Source organism: Brachybacterium sp. B718/18 (genome assembly GCF_055454375.1).
This window is the reverse complement of sequence record NZ_JBVDDO010000001.1, coordinates 327,894-351,738: the sequence shown is the minus strand read 5'-3', so window position 1 is coordinate 351,738 and position 23,845 is coordinate 327,894. Positions and strand designations below refer to the sequence as shown.

The 23,845-nt window shown below is 73.5% G+C and carries 27 protein-coding genes and 1 tRNA gene; 10 read left to right on the top strand and 18 right to left on the bottom strand.

Annotation, left to right across the window (positions count from 1 at the left end; translation table 11 throughout):
* Positions 1-11 precede the first annotated feature (11 nt).
* From nirD to ACZCAH_RS01735, 3 genes are read right to left on the bottom strand one after another with little or no spacing between them, the layout of a single operon-like run.
* Positions 12-434 (bottom strand): nitrite reductase small subunit NirD, encoded by a 423-nt coding sequence (gene nirD, locus ACZCAH_RS01745; RefSeq protein WP_464339429.1) that lies wholly within the window; start codon positions 432-434, stop codon positions 12-14.
* The gene (nirB, locus tag ACZCAH_RS01740) at positions 434-2,992 is read right to left on the bottom strand and encodes a nitrite reductase large subunit NirB (protein WP_464339428.1); all 2,559 of its coding nucleotides are present in this window, start codon (positions 2,990-2,992) and stop codon (positions 434-436) included. Before nirB ends, nirD begins: the two co-directional genes overlap by 1 nt.
* Positions 2,989-3,861: a formate/nitrite transporter family protein gene (locus ACZCAH_RS01735; RefSeq protein ID WP_464339799.1), complete on the bottom strand. Its 873-nt coding sequence runs from the start codon at positions 3,859-3,861 to the stop codon at positions 2,989-2,991. The genes nirB and ACZCAH_RS01735 overlap by 4 nt, the downstream gene beginning before the upstream one ends.
* Before the next feature lie 185 nt (positions 3,862-4,046).
* Between ACZCAH_RS01735 and ACZCAH_RS01730 the strand changes: the two genes are divergently transcribed.
* Both ACZCAH_RS01730 and recQ read left to right on the top strand, forming a co-directional pair.
* Complete coding sequence (locus tag ACZCAH_RS01730; protein ID WP_464339427.1) at positions 4,047-4,436, top strand: hypothetical protein; 390 nt, start codon at positions 4,047-4,049, stop codon at positions 4,434-4,436.
* A gap of 45 nt (positions 4,437-4,481) precedes the next feature.
* Positions 4,482-6,314 (top strand): DNA helicase RecQ, encoded by a 1,833-nt coding sequence (gene recQ / locus ACZCAH_RS01725; RefSeq protein ID WP_464339426.1) that lies wholly within the window; start codon positions 4,482-4,484, stop codon positions 6,312-6,314.
* A 4-nt stretch (positions 6,315-6,318) separates the two neighbouring features.
* Here recQ and ACZCAH_RS01720 read toward each other — a convergent pair whose 3' ends face one another.
* Both ACZCAH_RS01720 and ACZCAH_RS01715 read right to left on the bottom strand, forming a co-directional pair.
* Entirely contained in the window at positions 6,319-7,581 is a 1,263-nt protein-coding gene (locus tag ACZCAH_RS01720; RefSeq protein ID WP_464339425.1) for an RNA polymerase sigma factor, read from the bottom strand.
* Positions 7,578-7,949 (bottom strand): YciI family protein, encoded by a 372-nt coding sequence (locus ACZCAH_RS01715; RefSeq protein WP_464339424.1) that lies wholly within the window; start codon positions 7,947-7,949, stop codon positions 7,578-7,580. The genes ACZCAH_RS01720 and ACZCAH_RS01715 overlap by 4 nt, the downstream gene beginning before the upstream one ends.
* Positions 7,950-8,073: 124 nt before the next feature.
* On the opposite strand from ACZCAH_RS01715, the gene ACZCAH_RS01710 reads away from it, so the two are divergent.
* Positions 8,074-9,015: an SMP-30/gluconolactonase/LRE family protein gene (locus ACZCAH_RS01710; RefSeq protein ID WP_464339423.1), complete on the top strand. Its 942-nt coding sequence runs from the start codon at positions 8,074-8,076 to the stop codon at positions 9,013-9,015.
* Here the strand turns inward: ACZCAH_RS01710 and ACZCAH_RS01705 are convergent.
* Entirely contained in the window at positions 8,990-9,976 is a 987-nt protein-coding gene (locus tag ACZCAH_RS01705) for a prenyltransferase/squalene oxidase repeat-containing protein (protein WP_464339422.1), read from the bottom strand. The two genes, ACZCAH_RS01710 and ACZCAH_RS01705, sit on opposite strands and share 26 nt — an antisense overlap.
* Before the next feature lie 83 nt (positions 9,977-10,059).
* On the opposite strand from ACZCAH_RS01705, the gene ACZCAH_RS01700 reads away from it, so the two are divergent.
* Positions 10,060-11,217 carry a benzoate/H(+) symporter BenE family transporter gene (locus ACZCAH_RS01700; protein WP_464339421.1) on the top strand — a complete coding sequence of 386 codons (1,158 nt, stop codon included), beginning with the start codon at positions 10,060-10,062 and terminating at the stop codon, positions 11,215-11,217.
* 22 nt (positions 11,218-11,239) lie between these two features.
* Here the strand turns inward: ACZCAH_RS01700 and ACZCAH_RS01695 are convergent, their stop codons facing one another.
* From ACZCAH_RS01695 to ACZCAH_RS01675, 5 genes are read right to left on the bottom strand one after another with little or no spacing between them, the layout of a single operon-like run.
* Positions 11,240-11,614 (bottom strand): DoxX family protein, encoded by a 375-nt coding sequence (locus tag ACZCAH_RS01695; protein WP_464339420.1) that lies wholly within the window; start codon positions 11,612-11,614, stop codon positions 11,240-11,242.
* Positions 11,615-11,674: 60 nt separating this feature from the next.
* Positions 11,675-12,553, bottom strand: a complete 879-nt coding sequence (locus tag ACZCAH_RS01690; RefSeq protein WP_464339419.1) for a uroporphyrinogen-III synthase — start codon at positions 12,551-12,553, stop codon at positions 11,675-11,677.
* A 4-nt stretch (positions 12,554-12,557) separates the two neighbouring features.
* Entirely contained in the window at positions 12,558-13,475 is a 918-nt protein-coding gene (locus tag ACZCAH_RS01685; RefSeq protein WP_464339418.1) for an NYN domain-containing protein, read from the bottom strand.
* Between the two features lie 4 nt (positions 13,476-13,479).
* Positions 13,480-13,845 (bottom strand): cupin domain-containing protein, encoded by a 366-nt coding sequence (locus tag ACZCAH_RS01680; RefSeq protein WP_464339417.1) that lies wholly within the window; start codon positions 13,843-13,845, stop codon positions 13,480-13,482.
* A 1-nt stretch (position 13,846) separates the two neighbouring features.
* Positions 13,847-14,764 carry a LysR family transcriptional regulator gene (locus ACZCAH_RS01675; protein ID WP_464339416.1) on the bottom strand — a complete coding sequence of 306 codons (918 nt, stop codon included), beginning with the start codon at positions 14,762-14,764 and terminating at the stop codon, positions 13,847-13,849.
* Positions 14,765-14,835: 71 nt separating this feature from the next.
* Here ACZCAH_RS01675 and ACZCAH_RS01670 point away from each other — a divergent pair, with 71 nt between their 5' ends.
* The 6 genes from ACZCAH_RS01670 (at position 14,836) to ACZCAH_RS01645 (ending at position 19,616) form a co-directional block, all read left to right on the top strand.
* Complete coding sequence (locus tag ACZCAH_RS01670; protein ID WP_464339415.1) at positions 14,836-15,888, top strand: YeiH family protein; 1,053 nt, start codon at positions 14,836-14,838, stop codon at positions 15,886-15,888.
* Positions 15,889-16,005: 117 nt separating this feature from the next.
* Positions 16,006-16,443 carry a TOBE domain-containing protein gene (locus ACZCAH_RS01665; RefSeq protein ID WP_464339414.1) on the top strand — a complete coding sequence of 146 codons (438 nt, stop codon included), beginning with the start codon at positions 16,006-16,008 and terminating at the stop codon, positions 16,441-16,443.
* A complete protein-coding gene (modA, locus tag ACZCAH_RS01660; protein WP_464339413.1) occupies positions 16,440-17,231 on the top strand; it encodes a molybdate ABC transporter substrate-binding protein in 792 nt (263 codons plus the stop codon). The genes ACZCAH_RS01665 and modA overlap by 4 nt, the downstream gene beginning before the upstream one ends.
* Entirely contained in the window at positions 17,228-17,998 is a 771-nt protein-coding gene (locus ACZCAH_RS01655) for an ABC transporter permease (protein WP_464339412.1), read from the top strand. The genes modA and ACZCAH_RS01655 overlap by 4 nt, the downstream gene beginning before the upstream one ends.
* Positions 17,995-19,005, top strand: a complete 1,011-nt coding sequence (locus ACZCAH_RS01650; RefSeq protein WP_464339411.1) for an ABC transporter ATP-binding protein — start codon at positions 17,995-17,997, stop codon at positions 19,003-19,005. The genes ACZCAH_RS01655 and ACZCAH_RS01650 overlap by 4 nt, the downstream gene beginning before the upstream one ends.
* Entirely contained in the window at positions 19,002-19,616 is a 615-nt protein-coding gene (locus ACZCAH_RS01645) for an endonuclease III (RefSeq protein ID WP_464339410.1), read from the top strand. The genes ACZCAH_RS01650 and ACZCAH_RS01645 overlap by 4 nt, the downstream gene beginning before the upstream one ends.
* A 325-nt stretch (positions 19,617-19,941) precedes the next feature.
* Here ACZCAH_RS01645 and ACZCAH_RS01640 read toward each other — a convergent pair.
* The 7 genes from ACZCAH_RS01640 to ACZCAH_RS01610 all read right to left on the bottom strand — a co-directional run bounded on the left by ACZCAH_RS01640 (position 19,942) and on the right by ACZCAH_RS01610 (position 23,805).
* Positions 19,942-20,014 (bottom strand) — tRNA-Ala (locus tag ACZCAH_RS01640).
* 70 nt (positions 20,015-20,084) lie between these two features.
* A complete protein-coding gene (locus ACZCAH_RS01635; RefSeq protein WP_464339409.1) occupies positions 20,085-20,720 on the bottom strand; it encodes a histidine phosphatase family protein in 636 nt (211 codons plus the stop codon).
* Positions 20,717-21,094 carry a ribosome silencing factor gene (gene rsfS, locus ACZCAH_RS01630; RefSeq protein WP_329745398.1) on the bottom strand — a complete coding sequence of 126 codons (378 nt, stop codon included), beginning with the start codon at positions 21,092-21,094 and terminating at the stop codon, positions 20,717-20,719. Before rsfS ends, ACZCAH_RS01635 begins: the two co-directional genes overlap by 4 nt.
* A complete protein-coding gene (locus ACZCAH_RS01625; RefSeq protein WP_464339408.1) occupies positions 21,091-21,690 on the bottom strand; it encodes a hypothetical protein in 600 nt (199 codons plus the stop codon). The genes rsfS and ACZCAH_RS01625 overlap by 4 nt, the downstream gene beginning before the upstream one ends.
* Positions 21,668-22,291, bottom strand: a complete 624-nt coding sequence (nadD, locus tag ACZCAH_RS01620) for a nicotinate-nucleotide adenylyltransferase (RefSeq protein WP_464339407.1) — start codon at positions 22,289-22,291, stop codon at positions 21,668-21,670. The genes ACZCAH_RS01625 and nadD overlap by 23 nt, the downstream gene beginning before the upstream one ends.
* 4 nt (positions 22,292-22,295) lie before the next feature.
* Entirely contained in the window at positions 22,296-22,481 is a 186-nt protein-coding gene (locus tag ACZCAH_RS01615) for a hypothetical protein (protein ID WP_329745395.1), read from the bottom strand.
* 55 nt (positions 22,482-22,536) lie between these two features.
* Positions 22,537-23,805, bottom strand: coding sequence for a glutamate-5-semialdehyde dehydrogenase (locus ACZCAH_RS01610; RefSeq protein WP_464339406.1), 1,269 nt, complete (start codon positions 23,803-23,805; stop codon positions 22,537-22,539).
* Between the last annotated feature and the right edge of the window lie 40 nt (positions 23,806-23,845).

Below are 23,845 nucleotides of genomic sequence, written 5' to 3'. Positions count from 1 at the left end.
CGGCCGCTCCCTCACCACGTCCCGCCGTGCAGCACGTACACCTCGTGGCCGCGGACCAGGAGCGGCCAGAGGTGCAGCGAGGCGGGCTCCTTGCCCTTGGTGTCCAGGCAGTGGCCGGTGCGAAGATCGAAGACCTGCTTGAACATCGGCGAGGCGACAGTCGGCACCTCGCCCCGGGAGCCGACGATCCCGCGGGACATGACCTGCGCCCCCGAGTAGGGATCGCGGTTGTCGGTCGCGACGATCGTGCCGTCGGCGAGACGGAAGAGGGCCAACTGGTCCTCGCCGAGGAGCACCGCGCTGCCGCGTTCGACGTCGAGGTCCGCGAGCGTGCAGACCCGCAGCCAGCGCGCGGCGGAGGCGAGCGGCTCGGCGGTGCTCGCGGTGCGGTCGGGCGCCGACGCGGGCGCGGTGTCGGTCTGCGGGGCGGTCATCAGCGCACCTCCAGGGTGGTTCCGGCGATCAGGACGTGGCGCTCGCGGCGCTCCTCGGGACTCGCGGGCCGCCGTTGCCCGCGCTCGGGAACATAGGCGAGCGAGGGGTCGGGGGTGCTCGGGGCATTGACGAAGGAGCGGAATCGGCGCAGCTTCGCGGGGTCGGCGAGGGTCGCGGCCCATTCGTCGCGATAGTCCTCGACGTGCGCCGCCATGGCCGCGTCGAGGTCCGCGCAGATCCCCAGGGAGTCCTCGAGGATCACCTCCCGCAGCCCGTCGATGCCGCCCTCCAGCTCCATCACCCAGGGGGCGGTGCGCTGGAGCTTGTCCGCGGTGCGGATGTAGTACATGAAGAACCGGTCGATGGCGCGGATGAGGGCCTCGTCGTCCAGCCCCTCGGCGAGCAGGTCGGCGTGGCGCGGGGTCGCCCCGCCGTTCCCGCCGACGTACATGTTCCAGCCCTGCGCCGTCGCGATCACGCCGACGTCCTTCCCCCGGGCCTCCGCGCACTCGCGGGCGCAGCCGGAGACGCCCACCTTGAGCTTGTGCGGGGAGCGCAGCCCGCGGTAGCGCAGCTCCAGCTGGACCGCCATGCCCACCGAGTCGAGGACCCCGTAGCGGCACCAGGTCGAGCCCACACAGGACTTCACGGCGCGCAGCGCCTTCCCGTAGGCCTGGCCGGACTCGAAGCCGGCATCGATCAGGCGGCTCCAGATCTCGGGCAGCTGCTCGAGGCGGGCGCCGAACATGTCGATCCGCTGGGCGCCGGTGATCTTGGTGTACAGCCCGAAGTCTTCGGCGATGCGGCCCACGGCCACGAGCCCCGCGGGGGTGACCTCGCCGGCGGGCATGCGCGGGACTACCGAGTAGGTGCCGTCCTTCTGCATGTTCGCCATGACGTGGTCGTTGGTGTCCTGCAGGGAGGCGTTCTCCCCGTCGAGGACGTGGTTGCGCACGAGCACGGCGAGGATGCTCGCGACCACGGGCTTGCACACATCGCAGCCGCGGCCGGTGCCGAAGCGCTCGAGCACGCCGGAGAAGGTGGTGAGCTCGGCGACGCGCACCGCGTCGAAGAGCTGGCGGCGGGACATCTCGAAGTGCTCGCAGAGCGCGCTGGAGACGCTGTGCCCGAGCTTCGTGAGCTCGGCCGAGACCAGGCCCTTGACCATCACCACGCACGAACCGCAGGTGGCGCCGGCGCGGGTGCAGGCGGTGACCGCCGCCGCGTCGGTGCAGCCGCCCTCGCGCACGGCATGGCGGACCGTCCCGGCGGTGACCCCGGCGCAGGAGCAGACCACCGCCTCGTCGGGCAGCTCGGCGCGCGGCGCCGCCCCGGCCCCCTCGGGCAGCAGGTAGGCCGCGGGGTCCGCGCCGAGGGGGCCGCCGACGAGGGGACGCAGCGCGCCGTAGGCCGAGGCGTCGCCGACGAGCATGCCGCCGAGGAGGGTGCGGGCGTCGTCGGAGAGGACGAGCTTGGTGTGGACCCCGCGCACCGGATCGGCGTAGACCACGTCGAGGGCGCCGGGGGCGGTCGCGAAGGCGTCGCCGAAGCTCGCCACCTCGACCCCGGACAGCTTGAGCTTCGCGGAGAGGTCGAAGCCCTCGAAGCACGCGCTGCCGCCGAGCAGCCGGTCGACGGCGACCTCGGCCATCGCGTAGCCGGGGGCGACGAGGCCCACGCACTGTCCGCCGAAGGCGGCGACTTCGCCGATCGCGAGAATCGCGGGGTCGCTCGTGCGGCAGCCCGCGTCGATCGCCACGCCGCCGCGGGGGCCGACGGCGAGTCCCGCCGCGCGGGCGAGCTCGTCGCGGGGACGGACGCCGACGGTGTGGACGACGAGGTCGCAGTCCACCTCGCGCCCGTCCTCGAGCTCGAGGACGAACATCCCGTCGACGGCCCCGGCGCGGATGCGGCGGGTGCGGGCGGAGGTGAGCACGGCGAGGCCGCGCTTCTCGATCAGCCGCTGCAGGGCGGTGCCCGCCGGGAGGTCCAGCTGGGCGGACATCAGGCGGTCCCCGGACTGCAGCACGGTCGCCTCGGCGCCGAGCTGCTGCAGGGCGCCCGCGGCCTCGAGGCCCAGCAGGCCGCCGCCGATCACGGCGCCCCGCACGGGCCGGTCGAGGCGCCCGGCGAGCTGCTCCACCTCCGCCCGCAGCGCCTCGACGTCGTCGAGGGTGCGGTAGACGAACCGACCGGGTCCCTCGGCGCCCTCGATCGGCGGGCGGGAAGCGGTGGAGCCGGTGGCGAGGACGAGCTCGTCATAGGGGTGCTCCGCGCCGGAGGCGGTGCGGACGCTCCGGGCGTCCCGGTCGATCGCGACCGCACGGTCGCCCGGGACCACCGTGGCGCGGGGGTCCTCGAACGGGGCGCGGTCGAGGGTGAGGGCCTCCGCGTCGGCGCCGTGGAAGTAGGAGGTCAGACCCACCCGATCGTAGGGTGCGCGGCCCTCGTCCCCGAGGAGGGTGAGGGTGAGCGGCTCCGCGCTGCGGGAGAGCAGGCTCTCGGCGAAGCGGTGGGCGACCATGCCGGCGCCCACGACGACGACGCGGCGGCTCATCGGGCGGTCCCCGCGGCGAGCACCGGGGTGGGGATCGCGCCGGCGCGCGGGGCCTCCGGGGTGGGTGCCGAGCTGTTCGTGCGGGCGCGGTGGGCGAAGTACAGCGGCAGTCCCACGAAGGTCAGGCCGCCGACGAGGTTGCCGACCACGGTCGGGATCTCGTTCCAGATCAGGTAGTCCATGAGGGTGAAGTCCGCGCCGAGCAGCAGGCCCGAGGGGAACAGGAACATGTTCACGATCGAGTGCTCGAAGCCCATGTAGAAGAAGAGCATGACGGGCATCCACATCGCGACGATCTTGCCCAGCAGGTTGTCGGTCAGGAAGGCGGCGACGACGCCGGTGGAGACCATCCAGTTGCACAGCACCCCGCGGACGAACAGGGTGAGCATCCCGGCGGCGCCGTGGTCCGCGTAGCCGACGGTGCGGCCGTGGCCGATCTCGCCGATCGCCTGGCCGACGGCGCTGGGCTCGCTCGAGAAGCCGTAGGTGAAGTAGATGGCCATGAGCACCGCGACGGCCACCGCACCGATCAGGTTGCCGAGGAACACCAGTCCCCAGTTGCGCAGCATCGACGAGAGCGTGACCCCGGGGCGACGGGCGATCCACGCCAGGGGTACGAGGGTGAACACCCCGGTGAGCAGGTCGAAGCCCATGAGGTAGAGCATGATGAAGCCGACCGGGAAGAGCAGCGCGCCGAGCAGCGGCTGACCGGTCTGGGTGGACACGGTGACGGCGAAGGCGGCGGCGAGCGCCAGGATCGCCCCGCCCATCACGGCCCGCAGCAGGGTGGTGCCGGTCGAGTACCCGACCTTGGCGGCGCCGGCTGCGGTGAGTCGGTCGACCAGCTGTGTCGGGGTGACCGCGGTCATCATGGGCTCTGCATTCATGGCGGCTCCTGGGAGTGGGGTGTCGGGGACCACAGAGTGCGCGACTGTCACCTCGACGAAAAGCCTCCGGGAGCCCCGTGACCTTCCCGTGACCCAACGTCCCGATACCCAACCCCGCCTCGCCGATCGCCCTTCTCCTCCCGGGGGTCCTGGCCTACCCTGACCTCATGGACGATCTCGCCGCTGGGCGGCAGAGGATGACCCGTGACGAAGCCCTCTCCTGGAATTCCCGCTGGTCGGTCGGCGACGTCCGCCTGATCGGAGAGCATCTCGATCGCACCGGGGCGGAGCAGTTCTACCGCACCCCCTCCAACGGCTCGGTCACCGCGCTGGATGCGGCCGGCAGCTCGGTGATGCACCTGTACCCGGGGTACATCACCTTCGCCAAGGACCACGCTCCCGCGGAGCTCGGCGAGGCCGCGTGGACGACGGGCCTCGAGCTCTCCTGCTTCCAGCGGCGCGGCGACGCGGCCGCGGAGGCGGACCGTCCGCTCGCCGTCTGCCCCAGCTGCTTCCTCGCCCTGCCCGCGACCGGCGTCTGCGACGACTGCGACTGACCGCGACGGACTGGACTCCCCCGATCGCCGCTTAGGCTGGCGGGCATGACTGCCGGCCCCGACGCGCTCTCGATCCTCTCCACGGTCTTCGGCTACGACGCCTTCCGCGGCGAGCAGGCGGCGATCATCGAGCAGGTCGCCTCGGGCGGGGACGCCGTGGTGCTGATGCCCACCGGCGGAGGCAAGTCGCTGTGCTACCAGATCCCCTCGCTGCTGCGCGAGGGCACGGGCATCGTCATCTCCCCGCTGATCGCGCTGATGGCGGACCAGGTCGCGGCGCTCGAGGCGGTCGGTCTGCGGGCCGCCTTCCTCAACTCGACGCTCGAGCCGCATGAGGCGCAGGCGGTCGAGCAGCAGCTGCTGGCCGGAGAGCTGGACCTGCTGTACATGGCGCCGGAGCGGCTGGTGCTCCCCCGCACCCGGGAACTGCTGCGCCGGGCGCGCCTGGCCCTGTTCGCGATCGACGAGGCGCACTGCGTGTCCCAGTGGGGGCATGACTTCCGCCCCGACTACCTGGGGCTGTCGGTCCTCGCCGAGGCCTTCCCCGGTGTGCCGCGGATCGCGCTGACGGCCACCGCCACCGAGGCGACGCACCGCGAGATCACCGAGCGTCTGGCGATGCAGGACGCCCGGCACTTCGTGGCGAGCTTCGACCGTCCGAACATCCAGTACCGGATCGAGCCGAAGGACCGAGCCCGCGAGCAGCTGTTGCGGCTGATCCGCTCCGAGCATCCCGGGGAGGCCGGCATCGTCTACTGCCTCTCGCGGCGCTCCGTCGAGCAGACCGCCGAGTGGCTCGTCGCCCAGGGCGTGCCCGCCCTGCCCTACCACGCGGGCCTCGACGCGGCGGTCCGGCACGAGCACCAGGAGCGGTTCCTGCGCGAGGAGGGACTGGTGATGGTCGCGACCATCGCCTTCGGCATGGGGATCGACAAGCCCGACGTCCGCTTCGTCGCGCATCTGGATCTGCCGAAATCCGTCGAGGGCTACTACCAGGAGACGGGCCGGGCCGGTCGCGACGGGCAACCGTCGACCGCGTGGATGGCGTACGGGCTGGGCGACGTGGTCAGCCAGCGCCGTTTCATCGACGACGGCGAGGGCAGCGAGCAGTTCAAGCGCAACGCCCGCGCCCATCTCGACGCGATGCTCGCGCTGTGCGAGACGGTCACCTGCCGCCGCGCCCGCCTGCTGCGCTACTTCGGGCAGGAGCAGACCGAGGAGCGGTGCGGGAACTGCGACACCTGCCTCAGCCCGCCGGAGACCTGGGACGGCACGGTCGCCGCGCAGAAGCTGCTCTCGGCTTTGATCCGCCTGGACCGGGAACGCGATCAGCGCTTCGGCTCGGGACAGGTGATCGACGTGCTGCTGGGCCGCGAGTCGGACCGTTCCCGGCAGTCGCGGCACGACCAGCTGAGCGTCTGGGGCATCGGCACCGAGCTGAGCGAGCGGCAGTGGCGCTCGGCCCTGCGCCAGCTCCTCTCCGCGCGGATCGTCGAGTCCGTCGGCGAGTACGGCGTTCTCGTGCCCGGTCCGGAGGCGGGCCCGGTGCTGCGCGGCGAGCGGACGGTCGAGCTCGCCGTCGACCGGACCCCGGCGAAGGCCGGCAGGTCCCGGAGCGCCCGCACCGGGGGCGGCTCCCGGGCGGCCGACGCGCTCGAGCCCGCCGCGCGGGAGCGCTTCGAGTCGCTGCGCACGTGGCGCACCGAGGTGGCGCGGGAGCGGCAGATCCCGCCGTACATGGTGTTCTCCGACGCGACCCTGGTGGGGATCATCGAGACCGCGCCGACGAGCGTCGACCAGCTCGGCACGGTCAGCGGGGTCGGGGCGAAGAAGCTCGCCGAGTACGGCGAGGGTGTGCTCGAGGCGCTCGCCGGCTGAGCGCTCAGCTGTCGGCCAGGCCGGCCATCAGGTCCTGCAGCAGATCCTCCTCCGCCGCCTCGCCGGGGAGGGCGAGCGCCTCCCGATAGGCGCCGGCGGCCTCCTCGTGACGCCCCAGCCGGCGCAGCAGCTCCCCGCGGATCACGTGGATGCGGCGGTGATCGCCGAGCTCGCCGACGAGCGGGTCCACCTCCTCGAGCCCCACCCCGGCGCCGCGCGCCTCGGCGACGGCGACGGCCCGGCCGAGGCGCACGATCGCCGTCGGCCAGTGTGCAAGCAGCGCGTCGTAGAGCGCGACGACCTCCTCCCAGTCGACGTCCTCGTGCCGCGCGGGGACGGCGACGGCCGCGGCGATCGCGCCCTGCAGCAGGTACGGGCCGCGCCCGCCGGCGGCGAGGGCGTCCAGGACCAGGGCATCGGCCCGCGCGATCAACGCCCGGTCCCAGCGGGAGCGGTCCTGGTCGGCGAGGGCGACAGGGCGGCCGCGCTCGTCGTGCCGGGTCATGTCGCGGGCGCGCAGCAGCAGGGCCTGCGCGAGCAGGCCCGCCGGCTCGGTGCTCCCTGGCAGCAGCTCGGCGAGCACCTCGAGCAGGTGCTGGGCGGCGTCGTGGACCGCGTCGTCGGGGCGGGAGAGCAGCACCGAGGCCGTATCGAGCACGTCGACCGTGCGGGCGGGCAGCTCGGCGGCCCCGGGCACGCGGCAGGGGATGCGGCTGAGGGCGATGCGCTTCTTCGCCCGGGTGAGACGGGCGGCCATCGTCGGCGTCGGCACGTGGAAGGCGGCCGCGATCCGCCCCGTGGGGAGCCCGGCGACCAGCCGCAGCGTCAGCGCGATCCGCGACTCGGGGGCGAGCGCCGGATGCGCGGCGAGGAAGATCAGGCGCAGCTGCTCGTCGCGGACCACCGGGTCGGCCTCGTCGGCGATCTGCCCATCGACGCGGCGGCCGGTGCTCTCCGGGTCGGCCTCGGGCGTGCCCTCCTCGGGGTGCTCCGCCTCCCAGCTCAGCTGCGGGAGAGCGCGCCGCCCGGTGTCGGCCCGGCGCATCGCGTCCTGGGCGCGGCGGCGTGCGGCGACGGTCAACCAGCCGCCCGGCGCATCGGGCACACCCTGCTCCGCCCAGGCGGTGACGGCCTGGGCGAAGGCCTCCTGCACCGCGTCCTCGGCGAGATCGAGGTCGCGGGTGACGGCGGCGGTGGCCGCGAGCACCGGGCCCCAGTGGGTCCGGTGCGCGGCGGCCAGCGCCGCGGCGAGGGACGGATCCCTCACCGCACCACGTCGCCGTGGGTGCCGGGCTCGTCCTCGGCGGCCATCGGCCGCACCTCGACCCCGCCGCCCTGGTGCAGGATCGGGTTGCGGCGCGCCACGGCGAGCGCGGCGTCGAGATCCGGCACCTCGATCACGTAGAAGCCGACCACCACCTCGTTGACCTCGACGAAGGGGCCGTCGACGACGGAGCCGGCGCGCAGGGAGGTGGTCGCGTCGTGATCGGCGAGCGGGCTGCCGAAGATCATCACGCCCTCCTCGACCAGCTCCTTGCCGTGGGTGTCGTGCTCGGCCATCTGGGCGGCGAGCACCTCCGGGTCGGTCTCCCGCTGATCGGCGGGGTGGTAGAGGAACACGGTATAGCGGGCCATGGGATCATCTCCTCGATGCGGGGCGGCGCCTCTCGCCGTCCTCAGGGTGTCGTCGCGCGAGGTGCCGGGAATCGACAGGCTAGTCACCGCTCCGTCGTGACGTGCAGCACCTAGGATCGGTTCCATGACGATCCCCGACCCGTCCCTGCTCGAGCCCGGCGCCGTTCTCGAGCGCGTCGCCACCGGTGCCGCCTGGGCGGAGGGACCGCTGTGGATCGCGGCGCGGCGGGCGGTGCGCTTCAGCGACATCCCCGGGAACCGGATCCTCGAGTACGCGGAGGAGACCGGGGAGCTGAGCGTCTTCGCCGAGGACGTCGAGTTCACCAACGGTCGCACCCTGGACCTCGACGGTACCGTGATCGAGTGCTCCCACGGCCGCCGCGCGGTGCAGCGCGACACCGCCGTCGCGCCGGGTGCCGCGCACGCCCCGCAGACCCTGGTCGATCGTTTCGGTGCGGTGCGGCTCAACTCCCCCAATGACGTCATCGTCGCCGCCGACGGGGCGGTCTGGTTCACCGACCCGTCCTACGGGATCCGCAAGCCGGCCGAGGGGCACGCGGGCGAGGAGGAGTACGGGGACCGCTACGTGTTCCGGGTCGACCCCGCCTCGGGCGAGGTGCGCCCCGTGGTGATCGACGTGGAGGCGCCCAACGGGCTGGCCCTCTCCCCCGACGAGTCGCTGCTCTACGTCGCCGACTCCTCCCTCTCCCCCGCCGACGAGGAGCTCTCCGCAGGCCGTCCGCGCGGCCATGCGATCCACGTGTACGACGTGGTCGACGGGCGGCAGGCGAAGAACGGCCGGGTGCTGGTGGAGATCGAGCCGGGGCTGCCGGACGGGATCCGCGTCGACGTCGAGGGGCGGATCTGGAGCTCCTCCGGCTCCGGGGTGCAGGTCTTCTCGCCCTCGGGAGAGCGTCTCGCGGAGATCCCGGTGCCCGAGCTGACGGCGAACCTGTGCTTCGGCGGGGACGACGGCCGGACCCTCTACGTGACGGCCTCGACGAGCCTCTACCGGATCCGCACCACCACGCGGGATGCGGTCAGCCGGCGTCGCGCCACCATCTGAGCACGCGCAGCGCCTCGAGCGTCACCCACTTCGAGGGCTGCCCGACGGGATTGTCGACCTCGAACCAGATGTGGCCCGGCAGGGCGTGCTGCTGCCGCCAGGTGCCGTCAGCCTGCTGCGCCCGCTCCACCATCGCGATCGCCGTCGCCATCCGCGGGTCGCGGCGGTCCGCGCGGCGGAAGTGGTCCAGCGCCCGCAGCGCGCTGTAGACGTGCCGCGGCGGGTACAGGAAGTGGTCCACCCACGGCCCCCACTGCTCGCCCGTCGAGAGCCGATGGGTCAGCTCGCGCTCGAGCAGGTACTCCTCCCCCGCCGCGCGGGCCGCCCGGGTCTCCTCGGTGCCGCCCGTCCGCTGCTCGTGCAAAAGCAGGGCGCGCAGCGCGTTGAGGGTCGAGTGGACCGAGGAGCGGGTGCTGCCCTCGACCCATTCGCAGTTCCAGCCGCCGTCGGCCATCCGGTGCTCGATGAACCAGGTCGCGAGGTGCTCGACGTCTGCGCCGAGCCAGAGCCCGTTGGCCAGCGTCATGGCGTTGATGCAGCAGTCGACCTCCCCGCCCCAGTAGGGCAGGTCCTCGTACTCCCAGCGCGAGTTGCGCGCGAGCAGGCCGACGGTGTCGCGGGCGATCAGCGGGGCGGGGTCCATCCCCCACTCGCGCAGCGTGGTCATCGACCAGGTGGTCGCGGTCCACGGCTGCCCGGGCAGGTCCTTGGTCTCGGGATCGTCGAAGAAGCCGGCGGGGAAGAAGGCACCGCCCGCCCACTGCCCGTCCTCGCCCTGGTGGGATAGCAGCTCCGCACCGAAGCCCTCGGTGGCGATACGGGCCCGGGTCGCCTCCCACTCGCTCGCCGGGCGGTCCAGCAGGTCGCGCTCGACCTGCCAGCGCACGGTCGGATCGGAGTCCAGCAGCCAGGCGATCACGTCGGGGACGGGGGCGGGACCTGCGGGGGCGGCGTCGCTCATGGGGTGATCCTGCCACCGATCCGGCGCGTCCGAGCGGCGGGCGGCCGAGAACTCCGCACGACCGGGGACATACCCTCCGCACCATGACCGACCTCGCCCGCCCCGTCTCCGCCGGCGTGGTCGCCGGTCTGGTCGCCTTCACCAGCTCCTTCGTGGTGGTGCTCGCGGGCCTGCAGGCGGTGGGCGCGAGCCCCGTGCAGGCCGCGAGCGGGCTCCTCGCGGTGAGCGTGCTGATGGGGCTGTGCTCGATCCTGCTGTCGGTGTGGTCGCGCCTGCCGCTGACCATCGCCTGGTCGACCCCGGGCGCGGCGCTGCTCGCGACGACGGGGGCGGCCGACGGCGGCTGGCCCGCCGCGGTGGGGGCCTTCTGCGTCGTGGGTGTGCTGGTGCTGCTGACGGGCCTGGTGCCCGCGCTCTCCCATCTGATGAGCCGGATCCCGACGTCGATCGCGCAGGCGATGCTCGCCGGGGTGCTGCTGCAGCTGTGCCTCGGACCAGTGCTGGGCCTCGCCGCGAACCCGCTCGCCGTCGGCCCCGTGGTCGTCGTGTGGGCGCTCGCGCTGCGCCTCGCGGCGCGCTGGGCCTCTCCCCTCGCCTTCGGGGCCGCGGCGACGGTCATCGTCGTGTCCGTGCTCCGCACGGGCGGCGGCGTGCCGGTCTCGGCGCTCGTGCCCCGGGTGGAGCTGACGGTGCCGCAGCTCGACCCCGGGGCGCTCGTGGGGATCGCCCTGCCGCTGTACCTGGTCACGATGGCCTCGCAGAACGTGCCGGGGGTCGCGGTGATGCGGGGGCTGGGCTATGAGGTGCCGTGGCGGCGCTCGATGCTGGTCACCGGGGCAGGCACCCTCGTCGGCGCGCCGCTCGGCGGGCACGGCGTGAACCTCGCGGCGATCACGGCGGCCCTCGCCGCGGGGCCGGAGGCCGGGGAGGACCGCTCCCGGCGCTGGGTGGCGAGCGGGACCTACGGGGTGGTGCTCGTGGTGCTGGGCCTCGGCGCGGCGGCGTTCACGCAGCTGATCGGTCTCGCCCCCGAGGGCGTGATCGCCGCGGTCGCGGGGCTCGCCCTGATCTCGACCTTCGTCTCCTCGCTGCGGGCGGCGCTGGCCGAGCCCGCCGAGCAGATCCCCGCGGGCGTCACCGTGCTGATCGCCGCCTCGGGTGTGGCGGTCGCGGGGATCAGCGCCGCCTTCTGGGCGCTGCTCGCCGGGCTGCTGCTGCGCGCCCTGCTGCACCGACGCTGAGCTGCACCGTCGCCGCGCGGGGTCAGAGCGGGTACGGCCCGAAGCGCGACCAGGCGAGCACCACGGAGGCGATCGCGAGCACGATCGCGGGCAGCGCCGCGGCGATGCCGTCCCCGCGGCGCACGTGCACCATGGCGGCGAAGACCATGGTGATCGCGAGACCGGCCGCCGCGGCGGAGACCAGCAGCGGCGCCACCCCGGTCACGGCGGGGAGGATCAGACCGACGGCGCCGAGCACCTCGAGCGCCCCGATCCCGCGGATCCAGCTCTGCGGGAAGTCCCCGACATAGGGGGTGCGGCGGATCTGCTGCTCGCGGGGCGTGAGGATCTTCATCAGGCCGCTGCCCAGGAAGGCGGCGGCCAGCACGATGGCCAGGATCCACAGGAACACGTTCATGGCGCACACTCCTCGGTCACCCGGGCGGGTGGTCGATTCTCCTCCCCGAGGGAGGTTCTGTCACGCGGACTCGCTGGTGGAGCCGCCGTAGTGCGCGACGACGGCGCGCACCAGGGACCCCAGGCGCATCCGCTCGGGCTGCAGGCTCGGCAGCTCGCGCTCCTCGAGCGGGGCGGCGGTGACGGGGCCGACGGCGGCGAGCAGCAGCTCCCCCGCCCGGGCCCGCTCCCGGATCGCGGGCAGCATCCCGGCGGCCTCGGCGTCCTCGAGCCAGGCCTGCGCACCGGGGGCGGAGGTGAAGACGACCGCGTCGGCCGTTCCGGAGCCGGCGTGCTCGACCGATGCGCGCAGCGCCGCGGCGTCCTTCGTCGGCCCCCAGCGATAGACGGTCAGGCTCACCACCTCGGCGCCCGCCTCCGTGAACAGGGCGTCGAGCCCGTCGGACCCCGAGCCGTGGTGCTGGACGGCGATCCGCGCCCCCGCGAGATCGTCCGCGAGCAGGTGGCCTGCGACCTCGGCGGCGACCTCGCCCTCCGCGGTCCAGGAGACGGGCAGGCCCGCCTGCTGCACGGCGCCGCGCGCCTTCGGGCCGCGGGCGACGATGCGGGCGCCGGCGAGCGCGGTGCGCAGCCCCTCGCCGATGCCGGCCGCGTCGGCCGCCTCCATCCACCCGCGGAAGCCGATCCCGGTAAGGGCGACGAGGATCTGCGGCGGCGCGGCCATCAGCTCACGGCTGCGCTCGAGCAGCGCCGCATCGTCGATGTGCGGGATGGTCGACATGGGCGGGGCGTGCTCGATCTCGGCGCCGTGGCGGCGCAGCGCCGTGGAGAGCTCCTCGGCCTTGCGGTCCACGGCCACGACGATGCGGCGGCCGGAGAGGGCGGTCGAGAGCAGCGGCGCGGGGCCGTCGGCGGCGAGGTGGGTGTGCTGGTCGGCCATCGGATCAGTCCTTCGCGCGGACGAGGCGCTCGTGCCCCGTCTCCTCGAGCACGGCGATGTCGGCGTTGGCCTTGAGGAAGTCGGAGAAGCTGCGGTGGCCGAGGGCCTTCTCGCTGAAGCTCGGGTCCATGCGGCGCATGTGGGTCTTCACGGCGGAGGAGTGCAGCCACTCCCCGTCACCGCGGTCGCCGAGCTCGAGGGCGCGCTCGAGGAGGGCGGCGGCGACGGCATGGGGATCGTCCTCGGCCGGCTCCTCCGCCGGGGCCGTGGCGTCCTCGCTGGTCCGGGGGCTCGCGGCGGGCTCGGGCGTCGCGCGGCGACGCCGACGGGAGGGGCCGGAGCGCTCGGTGCCGGTGAGCTGGACCCCGGGCAGGTTGTCGTAGGACTCGAACTCGTCGCAGGCGGCGGCGAGGGACTTCGCGGTCGAGCCGGCCACGCCCATGGCGACCACGTAGCGGCCGAGGCGTCGGCAGCGCTGGGCGAGGGGGACGTAGTCGGAGTCGCCCGCGACGATGACCACGTGGGTGAGGTCGGGGGTGCGGAACATGTCCTCGACGGTGTCGACGGCGAGGCGGATGTCGGCGCCGTTCTTCGCGTAGGCGGCGGCGGGGAAGAGCTGGACCAGGTCGACGGCGCGGGAGACCAGCTGGTCGCGGTACTCGGCGTTGACCGGGGAGGACCAGTCGGCGTAGGCGCGGGTGAGCATGACGGTGCCGTAGGAGGCGGCGAAGTCGATGATCGCGCCGACATCGACGGTCGCGGCGGCGAGCCGCTCGGCGATCTCGGGGGCGGTGGGGTCCTCGGCGATCCTCTGTCGGTCGCGGCTGTACGCGTTGCGTCCGTGGACCCGGTCGTACCAGGACATGACGATGTTGTCGAAGTCGAGGTAGACGGCGATGCGGGGGTCGTGGATCTCTGCCATGGGGTCAGTCTGCCCCAGGTGCGGGCAGGTCCTCGCGCCGACCGATGCGCAGCGCCTGCCGGCGGCGGTGCACGGTGAGGTACTCAAGGCCGTCGGCCCCGGCCCGGAACCCGCGGCGGGTGCGGCGCGACAGCAGCGCGAGGTCGCCGGGGGCGAGCGGCTCCTCGCCGTCCTCGGTGACGAGCACGCCGGAGCCCCGGACGACGTGGATCAAGGTGTCGACCTCCGCGCCGAGGTGGACGGGGATCTCGTCCCCGGCGGGCAGGCGGATGAGATTGGCGTCGAGCTCCCGCTCGTGGCCGTCGAGGGACCAGACGGCGCCGCGGCGGGGCAGCTCGGGCTGCTGGGAGGTGCGGGTGAGGATCGGCATGTCAGCTCTTCTGGGCAGGCGGCGAGGTGGCGACGTCGAGGAGGTCGGCGGCCGGGCCGCTGAGGCGGCGCGGTCCCTTCCACACGGCGGTCAGGGGGCGGCGCAGGCGGGCACCGCCGACGGGCACGCGGTGGAGCTGCCCGGAGCCGAGGGCGTCGCGGACGGCGAGCATCGAGAGCACAGCGGGTCCGGCGCCGGAGGCGACGGCGATGCGCACCGCGGCGTTGCTGCCGAGCTCCTGGACGGGGTCGGTGCGGGCAGCGGCGGGGACCAGCTCCTCGAAGGCGTCGCGGGTGCCGGAGCCGCCCTCGCGCACCACCAGCGGTGTGGCGGCCAGCTCCGCGAGCGCCAGCGGCTCCTCGCGGGCGGCCCAGGGGTGATCGGGCGCGACGACCACCACCAGCTCGTCCTCGCGCAGCATGAGCGCGTGCACGGTGCGGGGCACGTGCGGGGTCTCGACGAATCCGATCTGCAGGTGGCCGTCATGGATGCCGGCGAGGACCCCGGTGGAGTTCAGCACCTCGAGGTCGACCCGCACCCGAGGGCTGCGGCGCCGCAGCTCGGCGAGCCAGGCGGGCAGGAGGTGCTCGGCGATGGTCATGCTGACGCCCACCTGCAGCTCCCGGGACTCCTCGTCGCGGCTGTGCCGCAGCCAGGCCGAGAACTCGTCCGCCGCCGCGATCAGTTCCCGGGCGTGGGCGGCGTAGAGCAGTCCGGCGGAGGTGGGGCGGGAGCCGCGGGGGTCGCGCTCGAGGAGCGCGGTGCCGGCCTCGGCCTCGAGCTGGGCGATGACCCGGCTGGCATTGGGCTGGTGGAGGCCGAGGCGCCGAGCACCCGCCCCAAGGCCGCCCTCGTCGACCACGGCGAGGAAGAGCTGCAGGGAGGCGAGGTTCGGAAGTCGGGAGGGCACCTCAGGCATATCAGAATCATATGCCCCGCTCGCGAACTGCTCTCTACCGGGGGCGTTCTCCCGCCGACACAGTGGGACACATGCCCGAGACCCTCTCCCCCGCCGCCCCGGCCGCCGACACCCGGGAGCAACGCCCGTCCCGTGCCGCGGGGGATCTGCGGAGGATCACCCCCGGTCTGCTGCTCGCCCTGGGCGTCGCGGGAGGGTCGATGCTGCTCGCCCCGCTGCTGCCCGGGGTGAGCGCGCTGGTGGTCGCGATCGTCGTCGGCATCGTGCTGGCCAACGCCACCTCCCTCCCGGAGACCCTCGCGCCCGGTCTCTCCTTCGCCGCGAAGCACCTGCTGCGGGTCGGGATCGTGCTGCTCGGGCTGCAGGTCGCCCTCGGCGACCTCCTCGCCCTCGGCGCCCCGATGCTGCTGGTGGTCCTCGCTGTCGTAACCGTGGGGATCCTCGGCACGGTGGGGCTCGGCCGGCTGCTCGGCGTGGAGCGCGGGCTGACGCTGCTGATCGCCTGCGGCTTCTCGATCTGCGGGGCCGCCGCCGTGGCCGCGGCCGCCGGGGTGACCGATCCCGAGGACGAGCACGAGGAGCGCACGATCACCGCGATCGCGCTCGTGGTGCTGTGCGGGACGGTGATGATCGCGGCGGTGCCGGCCCTCGCCGCGCTCCTGCATCTGGCACCCGGCACGGCGGGTCGCTGGGCCGGGGCCTCGATCCACGAGGTGGCCCAGGTGGTCGCCGCGGGCGGCGCCCTCGGCGGCGGCGCGCTCGCCGTGGCGGTCGTGGTCAAGCTCGCCCGGGTGGTGATGCTCGCCCCGGTGATGGCGGTGCTCAGCCTCCAGCAGCGCCGTGCGGGGCGGGCCGACGGGACGCGGCCTCCGCTGGTTCCGCTGTTCGTGCTCGGCTTCCTGGCGATGGTGGCGCTGCGCTCGATCGTCCCGCTGCCGTCGGTCGCACTCGAGGCCGGCTCGTTCCTGCAGACCCTGCTGCTGGCCGCGGCGATGTTCGCCCTTGGGACCGGGGTGCGATGGCGGCGGCTGCTGCAGGTGGGCGGCCGGCCCGTCGCCCTCGCCGCCCTCTCGACGCTGCTGGTCGCCGGTATCGGCCTCGCGGGCGTGCTGCTGGCCGGCTGATCCGCCGGATCACCGCACCGCTCACGGTCCGCACCGTTCGCGCCGCGGGGAATCCCACCGCGCCTCGAGGACCGTCGGCCCGTGGTTCGCCGCACCTGCGGGCCTATACTGCCCTTCATGACGCAATTGCGGGTACGCGAGGCGGCCACCTTCCTCGGAATCAGCGAGGACACGCTGCGCCGTTGGATCGAGAAGGGCACGATCGCGGCGGGCAGCGACGCCGCCGGGCGCCGGGTGCTCGAGGGCACGGAGGTCGCGCGGCTCGCCCGGGAGATGGCCGTGACCCCCGAGCTGCACGGGCAGACCGCGTCCTCGGCGCGCAACCGCTTCACCGGCCTCGTCACCCGCGTCGTCCTGGACACCGTGATGGCCCAGGTGGAGCTGCAGTGCGGACCCTTCCGGGTGGTCTCGCTGATGAGCAGCGAGGCCGCCCGGGAGCTGGGACTCGAGCCCGGCCGGGTCGCGAGCGCCGTCGTCAAGGCCACCCAGGTCGTCATCGAGACCGACCCCGTGCCGGTTCGCCCGGCCCCCGCCGTCGAGGAAGGGATCGCATGAGATCCCCCGTCCGCCTGATCGCGGCCGCTGCCGCCCTGCTCCTGCTCGCGACCGGCTGTACGAGCGGCGCGACGGACAGCTCCGGCTCGGACGGCGGCGGCACGGCCGGGGACCCGGTCACCCTGCAGGTCTTCGCCGCCGCCTCGCTGCAGGCGCCCTTCGAGGAGCTCGGGGAGCGGTTCGAGGCCGAGCACGAGGGGGTCACGGTCGAGTTCAACTTTGCCGGCTCGTCGACCCTCGTCGAGCAGATCCAGCAGGGCGCCCCGGCGGACGTCTTCGCCTCCGCCGACGAACGGAACATGGCCAAGCTCACCGACGCCGGGCTCGAGGCCGCCGATCCCGTCGACTTCACGACGAACACCCTGATGATCGCCGTCCCGGCCGGGAACCCCGGGGGCGTCACCGATCTGACCTCCCTCACCGAGGAGGGGCTGAACCTCGTGGTGTGCGCGCCGGAGGTGCCGTGCGGCGCCGCGACCGAGACGGTCGAGCAGGCGGCCGGTCTCGCGTTCGCCCCCGTGAGCGAGGAGCAGTCCGTCACCGACGTCCTGAACAAGGTCACGAGCGGCGAGGCGGATGCGGGCCTGGTCTACGTGACCGACGTCCAGAAGGCCGGGGACGCGGTGGAGGGCATCGCCTTCCCGGAGGCTTCGGAGGCGGTGAACGTCTACCCGATCACCGCCGTGAAGGACGCGGCGCATGCCGAGCTGGGCCAGGAGTTCATCGACCTCGTGACCGGTGAGGCGGGGCAGTCGGTCCTCGCCGAGTACGGCTTCGGCGGCGCATGAGCTCCCTCCCCCGCTGGGTCCTGATTCCCGCTGTCCTCGGCGGGCTGTTCGTGCTCGTGCCGCTCCTCGCGCTCGCGAGCCGGGTGGAGTGGACCGGGTACTGGGCGCTGATCACCTCGGAGTCCTCGCTCGCGGCGCTGCGGCTGAGCCTGCAGACCTCGCTCACCACCGCGGTGCTGTGCGTGCTGCTGGGGGTGCCGATGGCTCTGCTGCTGGCCCGGTCGAGATTCCGCGGGCTGTCGCTGCTGCGCTCGCTCGTGCTGATCCCACTGGTGCTCCCGCCCGTGGTGGGCGGCATCGCGCTGCTCTACACCGTCGGCCGGCAGGGTCTGCTGGGCCGGCACCTCGAGGTGCTGGGGGTGCAGATCGCCTTCTCCACCACCGCCGTGGTGCTCGCCCAGACCTTCGTGGCGCTGCCCTTCCTGGTGCTGAGCCTCGAGGGGGCGCTGCGCACGGCGGGGACCCGTTACGAGCAGGCCGCCGCGTCTCTCGGCGCGCGGCCCACGCGCGTCCTCACCCACATCACGCTGCCGCTCGTGCTGCCCGCCCTCGGCTCCGGGACCGTGCTGTCCTTCGCCCGGGCGCTCGGCGAATTCGGGGCGACGATCACGGTGGCCGGCTCGCTGCAGGGCACCACCCGGACCCTGCCGCTCGAGATCTACCTCCAGCGCGAGAGCGACCCCGCGGCGGCCGTCGCGCTGTCCTTCCTGCTGATCCTGGTCGCGATCGTGGTCATCGCCCTCGCACACCGACGGAGTGCGGCATGAGCCTGTCGCTGCGCGCCGCGGTCGCCGAGCGCAGGGTGGACCTGGAGATCGAGGTCGCCGCCGGGGAGACCGTCGCGCTGATCGGTCCGAACGGGGCGGGGAAGTCGACGGCTCTCGCCCTCGTCGCGGGCACCCTCCGCCCGTCCTCCGGCGAGGTAGCGCTCGACGGACGGATCCTCTCGGGGCCCCGCGCGTGGGTCCCGCCGCACCGACGCCGGGTGACGACCCTCGGACAGGACCCGGTGCTCTTCCCGCATCTCACCGCGGCGGGCAACATCCGCTTCGCCCTGCGCTCCCAGGGGATGGCGCGGTCGCGGGCGCGGCAGGAATCCCATCGCTGGCTGGACGAACTGGGGATCGGTGCGCTCGCGGGGCGTCGGCCGACGCAGCTGTCCGGCGGGCAGGCGCAGCGGGTCGCGATCGCCCGCGCCCTCGCCGCGGATCCCCAGCTGCTGCTGCTGGACGAGCCGATGGCGGCGCTCGACGTCGATGTCGCGCCGACGCTCCGCGAGCAGCTGCGCGACTTCCTCGCCGAGCGGACCGCGCTGATCGTCAGCCACGACGTGCTCGACGTGCTCACCCTCGCCGACCGCGTCATCGTGCTGGATCAGGGCACGGTCCGGGAGCAGGGGCCGACGGTCGAGCTGCTCGCCCGCCCCCGTACGGCCTTCGCGGCCCGTTTCGCCGGGCTGAACCTGGTCAGCGGCACCTGGGACGGGAGTCGCGTGGCGCTCGAGGGCGGCGAGGGCCTCTCCGCCCGTTGTGGGTTCGTCCCGGGCACGCCGGTCCTCGCCGCCTTCCGCCCCGCCGCGGTGCGGCTCGTCGAGGACGGCGGACTGCCACGGACCGTACAGAGCCTCGCTCCGCGCGGGGACCTAGTGCGGGTGCAGACCGAGGACCTCGCCGCCGACCTCCCTCCCCAAGAGGCCGCCCGCCGTCATCTGGTGCCGGGCACCGCGGTGCGGCTGGCGATCGAGGCGGCGGACGTGACAGCCTACGAGGCGTGATCGACCTCCGGGACCTGCAGCGGGAGCTGCTCTTGCGCCACGGCCCGCAGGGCAGGTGGTGGCCCGGGGAGGATCCCTTCGAGATCGCGCTCGGCGCGGTGCTGGTCCAGCGCAGCCGCTGGGAGCAGGCCGCCACGGCGCTCTCCGCGCTCGCCGTCGCGGGTCTCCGGGATGCCGCCCCGCTCGCTGCGGCCGACGAGGAGACGGTGCGCGCGCTCGTGCGGCCCGCGGGCTTCCCGCGCACCAAGCCGCGGCGCGTCCAGGCGCTCGCCATTTGGTGGCACACCCGCGCCGACGAGGTCGATGTGCTGGACGACGCGGCGCTGCGCCGCGAGCTGCTGGGCGTCGAGGGCATCGGCGAGGAGACGGCCGACGCGATCTCGCTCTACTGCTTCCGTCGGCCCGCCTTCCTGTGCGACGAGTACGCCCGGCGCGTCCTCCGCGAGAGGGGCGCCGAAGTGCCCGCCTCGTACCGGGCGTTCGCCCGGGCGATCCGCCCCGCGCTCGCGGCGGCGGCCTTCACGGTGCCGGAGCTCGCGGAGCTGCACGGGCTGATCGTCGAGGAGGGGAAGCTCAGAGTGCGTCGAGGACCCGGAGCACCTCCCCCGTGAACCGCTCCGGCGCCTCGAGATTCGGGTAGTGCGCCGCCTCGGGGATCTCGACATGGCGGGAGCGGCAGACCCCGACAGCTACACCGGCACCGAGTGCTGCATATAGACCGGACTCTGAGGGCGGAAGCGGTTCGCAGGCAGCAGTCGGCGACTAGGCACGGCAGACCCCACTCCCGACACAACGCAAAAGGCCCGAACCTCGCATCAATCCCTCCCGAAGCACGGCCGAGGCGCCGGAGCACGGCAGACCCAGCCCCGGGCGCAACGCAAAAGGCCCGAACCTCGCTCCGCATGTTGCGGAGGTGGCTCGGGCCTTCGTCGTGGGTGGAGCTAAGGGGATTCGAACCCCTGACCTCTTCCATGCCATGGAAGCGCGCTACCAACTGCGCCATAGCCCCGTGCGGTGCTCTCGCACCACGTCGGTGCCGCCCCTCGAGGCGACTCGTCGATATTACATCGTCCCTGGACTTAGGTGAAATCGGGACTGAGGTTGTGTGACAGCAACCTCATCCGTTGCCCCTCGGGGTCCGCGGAGAGCGGCTCGAGCACCGAGCGGTGACAGTTCTCGAGGCCGGCGAGGCCGCGGAACTCGGAGGTGTGCAGGCCGAGCAGCTCGGTGATGCCGAGGGTGATCGCGGCGCCGTGGGCGACGATCAGGACGGTCCGCCCGGGGTTCTCCCCCACGAGTCTGCGGCAGCAGTCGGCGAAGCGCTCGGCGACCGCCTCACGGGTCTCGATGCCGAGCCCGTCGACGCGGCGGTGCTCGCGGTGGTCGGCGAGCTGCTGCGGCCAGCGGGCGCGGATCGCATCGCTGTGCAGGCCCTCCCACTGTCCGAAGCCGCGCTCGACGAGCGCCTGGTCGGTGCTCACCGGGAGTCCGCACGCCTCGCCGATGGTCCGCGCCGTCTCGAGCGCGCGGCCGAGCGGGGACGCGAGGATCAGATCGGGCGGGTTCTGGGCGACGGCGCGTGCGACCGCTCGTGCCTGCGTGCGACCGGTCTCGTTCAGGGGGATGTCGACCTGCCCCTGCAGGCGGCCGTCGCGGTTGTAGTCCGTCTGGCCGTGCCGCACCAGCACCAGCCGCGTCGGGGCGGCGGAGCTCATTCCCCGCGATCCGCGTCGATCTGCAGATCGATCACGGGGGCGTCGCGCCACAGCCGCTCGAGAGCGTAGAAGGCGCGGTCCTCCGCGTGCTGGACGTGCACGACGATGTCGCCGTAGTCGAGCAGCACCCAGCGGGCGTCGCGCTCCCCCTCGCGGCGCAGGGGCTTGCGGCGGCGCTGCTTCAGCAGCTCCTCCTCGACGCCGTCGACGATCGCGGAGACCTGCCGCTCGGAGTCGCCGCTGCACACCAGGAAGACGTCGGTGATCACGACCTGCTCGGAGACGTCGAGGCCGATCACCTCCGCCGCGAGCTTGTCGGCGGCGGCCTGGCCGGCCACGCGGGCGAGATCGAGGGACTCTTCGGGGGCGCTCACGCGGATGCTTCCTCCAGGAGGGGCGGGACGAGGGACGGGTCGATCGGATGCACGGGCAGCAGCCCGGCGAGGGCCTGCGCCTGGGCGGGCCCGATGATGCCGGTCAGCAGCAGGACCACGAGGGCCACCAGGGCCAGGGCGATGAGGATCCACACCAGCCACAGCAGCGGGCGACCGCCCGAGCGTTCGGGGCGGTGCAGCACCTGCCCCTCGAAGCGGGGCGCGGGGCGCGGATCGGGCGCCTCGGAGACGGAGAGCTCGCCGAGCTCCACGCCGTCCTTGTCGCGGTCGATGACGACGGTCGTCCTCGTCGACTCAGCACCCGCCGTCTGCCCCGACCCGGAGTCATCCGCCGCGGACCCCTCGACGGGCGCGCTCGGCGCGGGCTCGGTCGCCTCGCTCAGCTCGATGATGCGGGCGCGGCGGCCGAACTTGCGCAGGGTCGGCAGGGGGGCGTCGGCCGTCGGCGCGGCGACCGCTCCCCGGATCCCCGGGGCGGCCGTCACAGCGACGGGGCCGGTGATCTCCTCGGGCGGCAGCGCGCGGGCGCGCCGGCCGTGGCGCGGTGCGCTCTCAGTCGTCTCCGACTCGGTCATCGCGGTCACCTCCTGTGTAGAGGGCGTACTTGTTGATGTACTGCACCACCCCGTCGGGCACGAGGTACCAGACGGGCGCACCGGCGGCGACCCGCTCGCGGCACGCGGTCGAGCTGATCGCCATCGCCGGCACCTCGATGAGGGTCACCCCGTCGGCCGGCAGCCCCTCGGTGTCCAGCTCGTGGCCAGGCCGGGTCACGCCGACGAAATGCGCGAGGGAGAAGATCTCCTCGGAGTCCTTCCAGGTGAGGATGGACTGCAGCGCGTCGGCGCCGGTGATGAAGAAGAGGTCCGCGTCGGTATGCTGGCGGCGCAGGTCGTGCAGGGTGTCGATGGTGTACGTGGAGCCGGGCCGGTCGATGTCGACCCGGGAGACCGTGAACACGGGGTTCGCGGCCGTCGCGACGACGGTCATCAGGTAACGGTGCTCGGGATCGGAGATGTCCCGATCCGCCTTCTGCCAAGGACGACCGGTGGGGACGAAGACCACCTCATCGAGGCCGAAGACGCTCTGCACCTCGCTGGCCGCGACCAGGTGCCCGTGATGGATCGGATCGAAGGTCCCACCCATCACGCCGATGCGTCGGCGCTGCAGCTCCACGCGCTCAGTGATCGCCGGAGTGGTCGTTCTCCCCGGACCGCTTGCGCTGGTTGAGACCGCCGGTCAGCAGGGTCACGCCGAGCAGGATCATCAGGGAGACGAACATGCCCAGGCCGATCACGGCCGGGGGAAGACCGCCCTCGGCGGAATGCGAGCCGGCTTCGGCGAGGATCAGGAGCTGGTCGATCATTGTGAACGGGGCCTTTCCATGGTGGACCGGGCCATCATCCCACAACCGCCAGGCCTCACGGGCGCACGTGCCCCTGTCCCACGACGATCCACTTCCCGGTCGTGAGCTCCGTCAACCCCATCGGCCCGCGGGCGTGGAGCTTCTGGGTGGAGATGCCGATCTCGGCGCCGAACCCGAACTCCCCGCCATCGGCGAAGCGGGTCGAGGCGTTCGCCATCACCACGGCGGAGTCGACCTCGGCGAGGAAGCGCTGCTGGCTGGGCAGATCGCTGGTCAGGATCGACTCGGTGTGCCCGGTGGAGTGCTCGCGGATGTGCTCGAGAGCCGCGTCGAGGTCCTCCACCACCGCGACGGCGAGGTCGAGGGAGAGGTACTCGGTGTCCCAGTCCGCGGGCTCGGCCGGGGTGGACTCCACGCCCGCCGTGGCGAGGATCTCGCGGGCGGCGGGATCCGCGTGCAGGGTCACGCCGGCGCCGACGAGGGCGGTGCCGAGGCGGGGCAGAGCCTGCTCGGCGATCCCGCGGTGGACCAGCAGGGTCTCGAGCGCGTTGCACACGCCGATCCGCTGCGTCTTCGCGTTCAGCACGATCGCCTCGGCCTGGTCCAGGTCGGCGCTCGCGTCGACCAGCACGTGGGTGTTGCCGGTGCCGGTCTCGATGACGGGCACGAGGGAGTTCTCGACGACGCGACGGATCAGGCCCGCCCCGCCGCGCGGGATCAGCACGTCCACCAGGCCGCGGGCGCGCATCAGCACGTCCACCCCCTCGCGGCCGTGCTCGTCGATCCCGACGACCAGGTCCTCCGGCAGGCCGTGCTCGGCGAGCACCGAGCGCAGCACGGCGATCAGCGCCGTGTTGGAGTGGAGCGCGGCGGAGCCGCCGCGGAGCACGACGGCATTGCCGGACTTCAGGGCGAGGCCCGCGGCGTCGACGGTGACATTGGGCCGGGCCTCGTAGACCATGCCGACCACGCCGAGCGGGACCCGCACCTCGCGCAGCTCGAGCCCGTTGGCGAGCACGGAGCCCCGGATCACCTCCCCGACCGGATCGGGGAGGGCGGCGGCGTCGCGCAGCTGCTGGGCGATGCTCGCCACCCGCTGCGGATCCAGGGCGAGGCGGTCCCGCAGGCCCGCGGCCATCCCGGAGTCGTCGGCGGCCGCGAGGTCCAGCGCGTTGGCGGCGGTGATCTCGTCCGCGCGGGCGACCAGGGCGTCCGCCATGGCGAGCAGGACCGTGTCCTTGCGGTCCCGGTGCAGGCGCGCGAGCTGCGGCTGGGCGCGCTTCGCAGCACGGGCGGCGTCGGTCACGAGGGTCTCAGCGTCCATGCGGGGAGTCTACGAGGGTTCCCCCAGGTGGGGTCCGTAG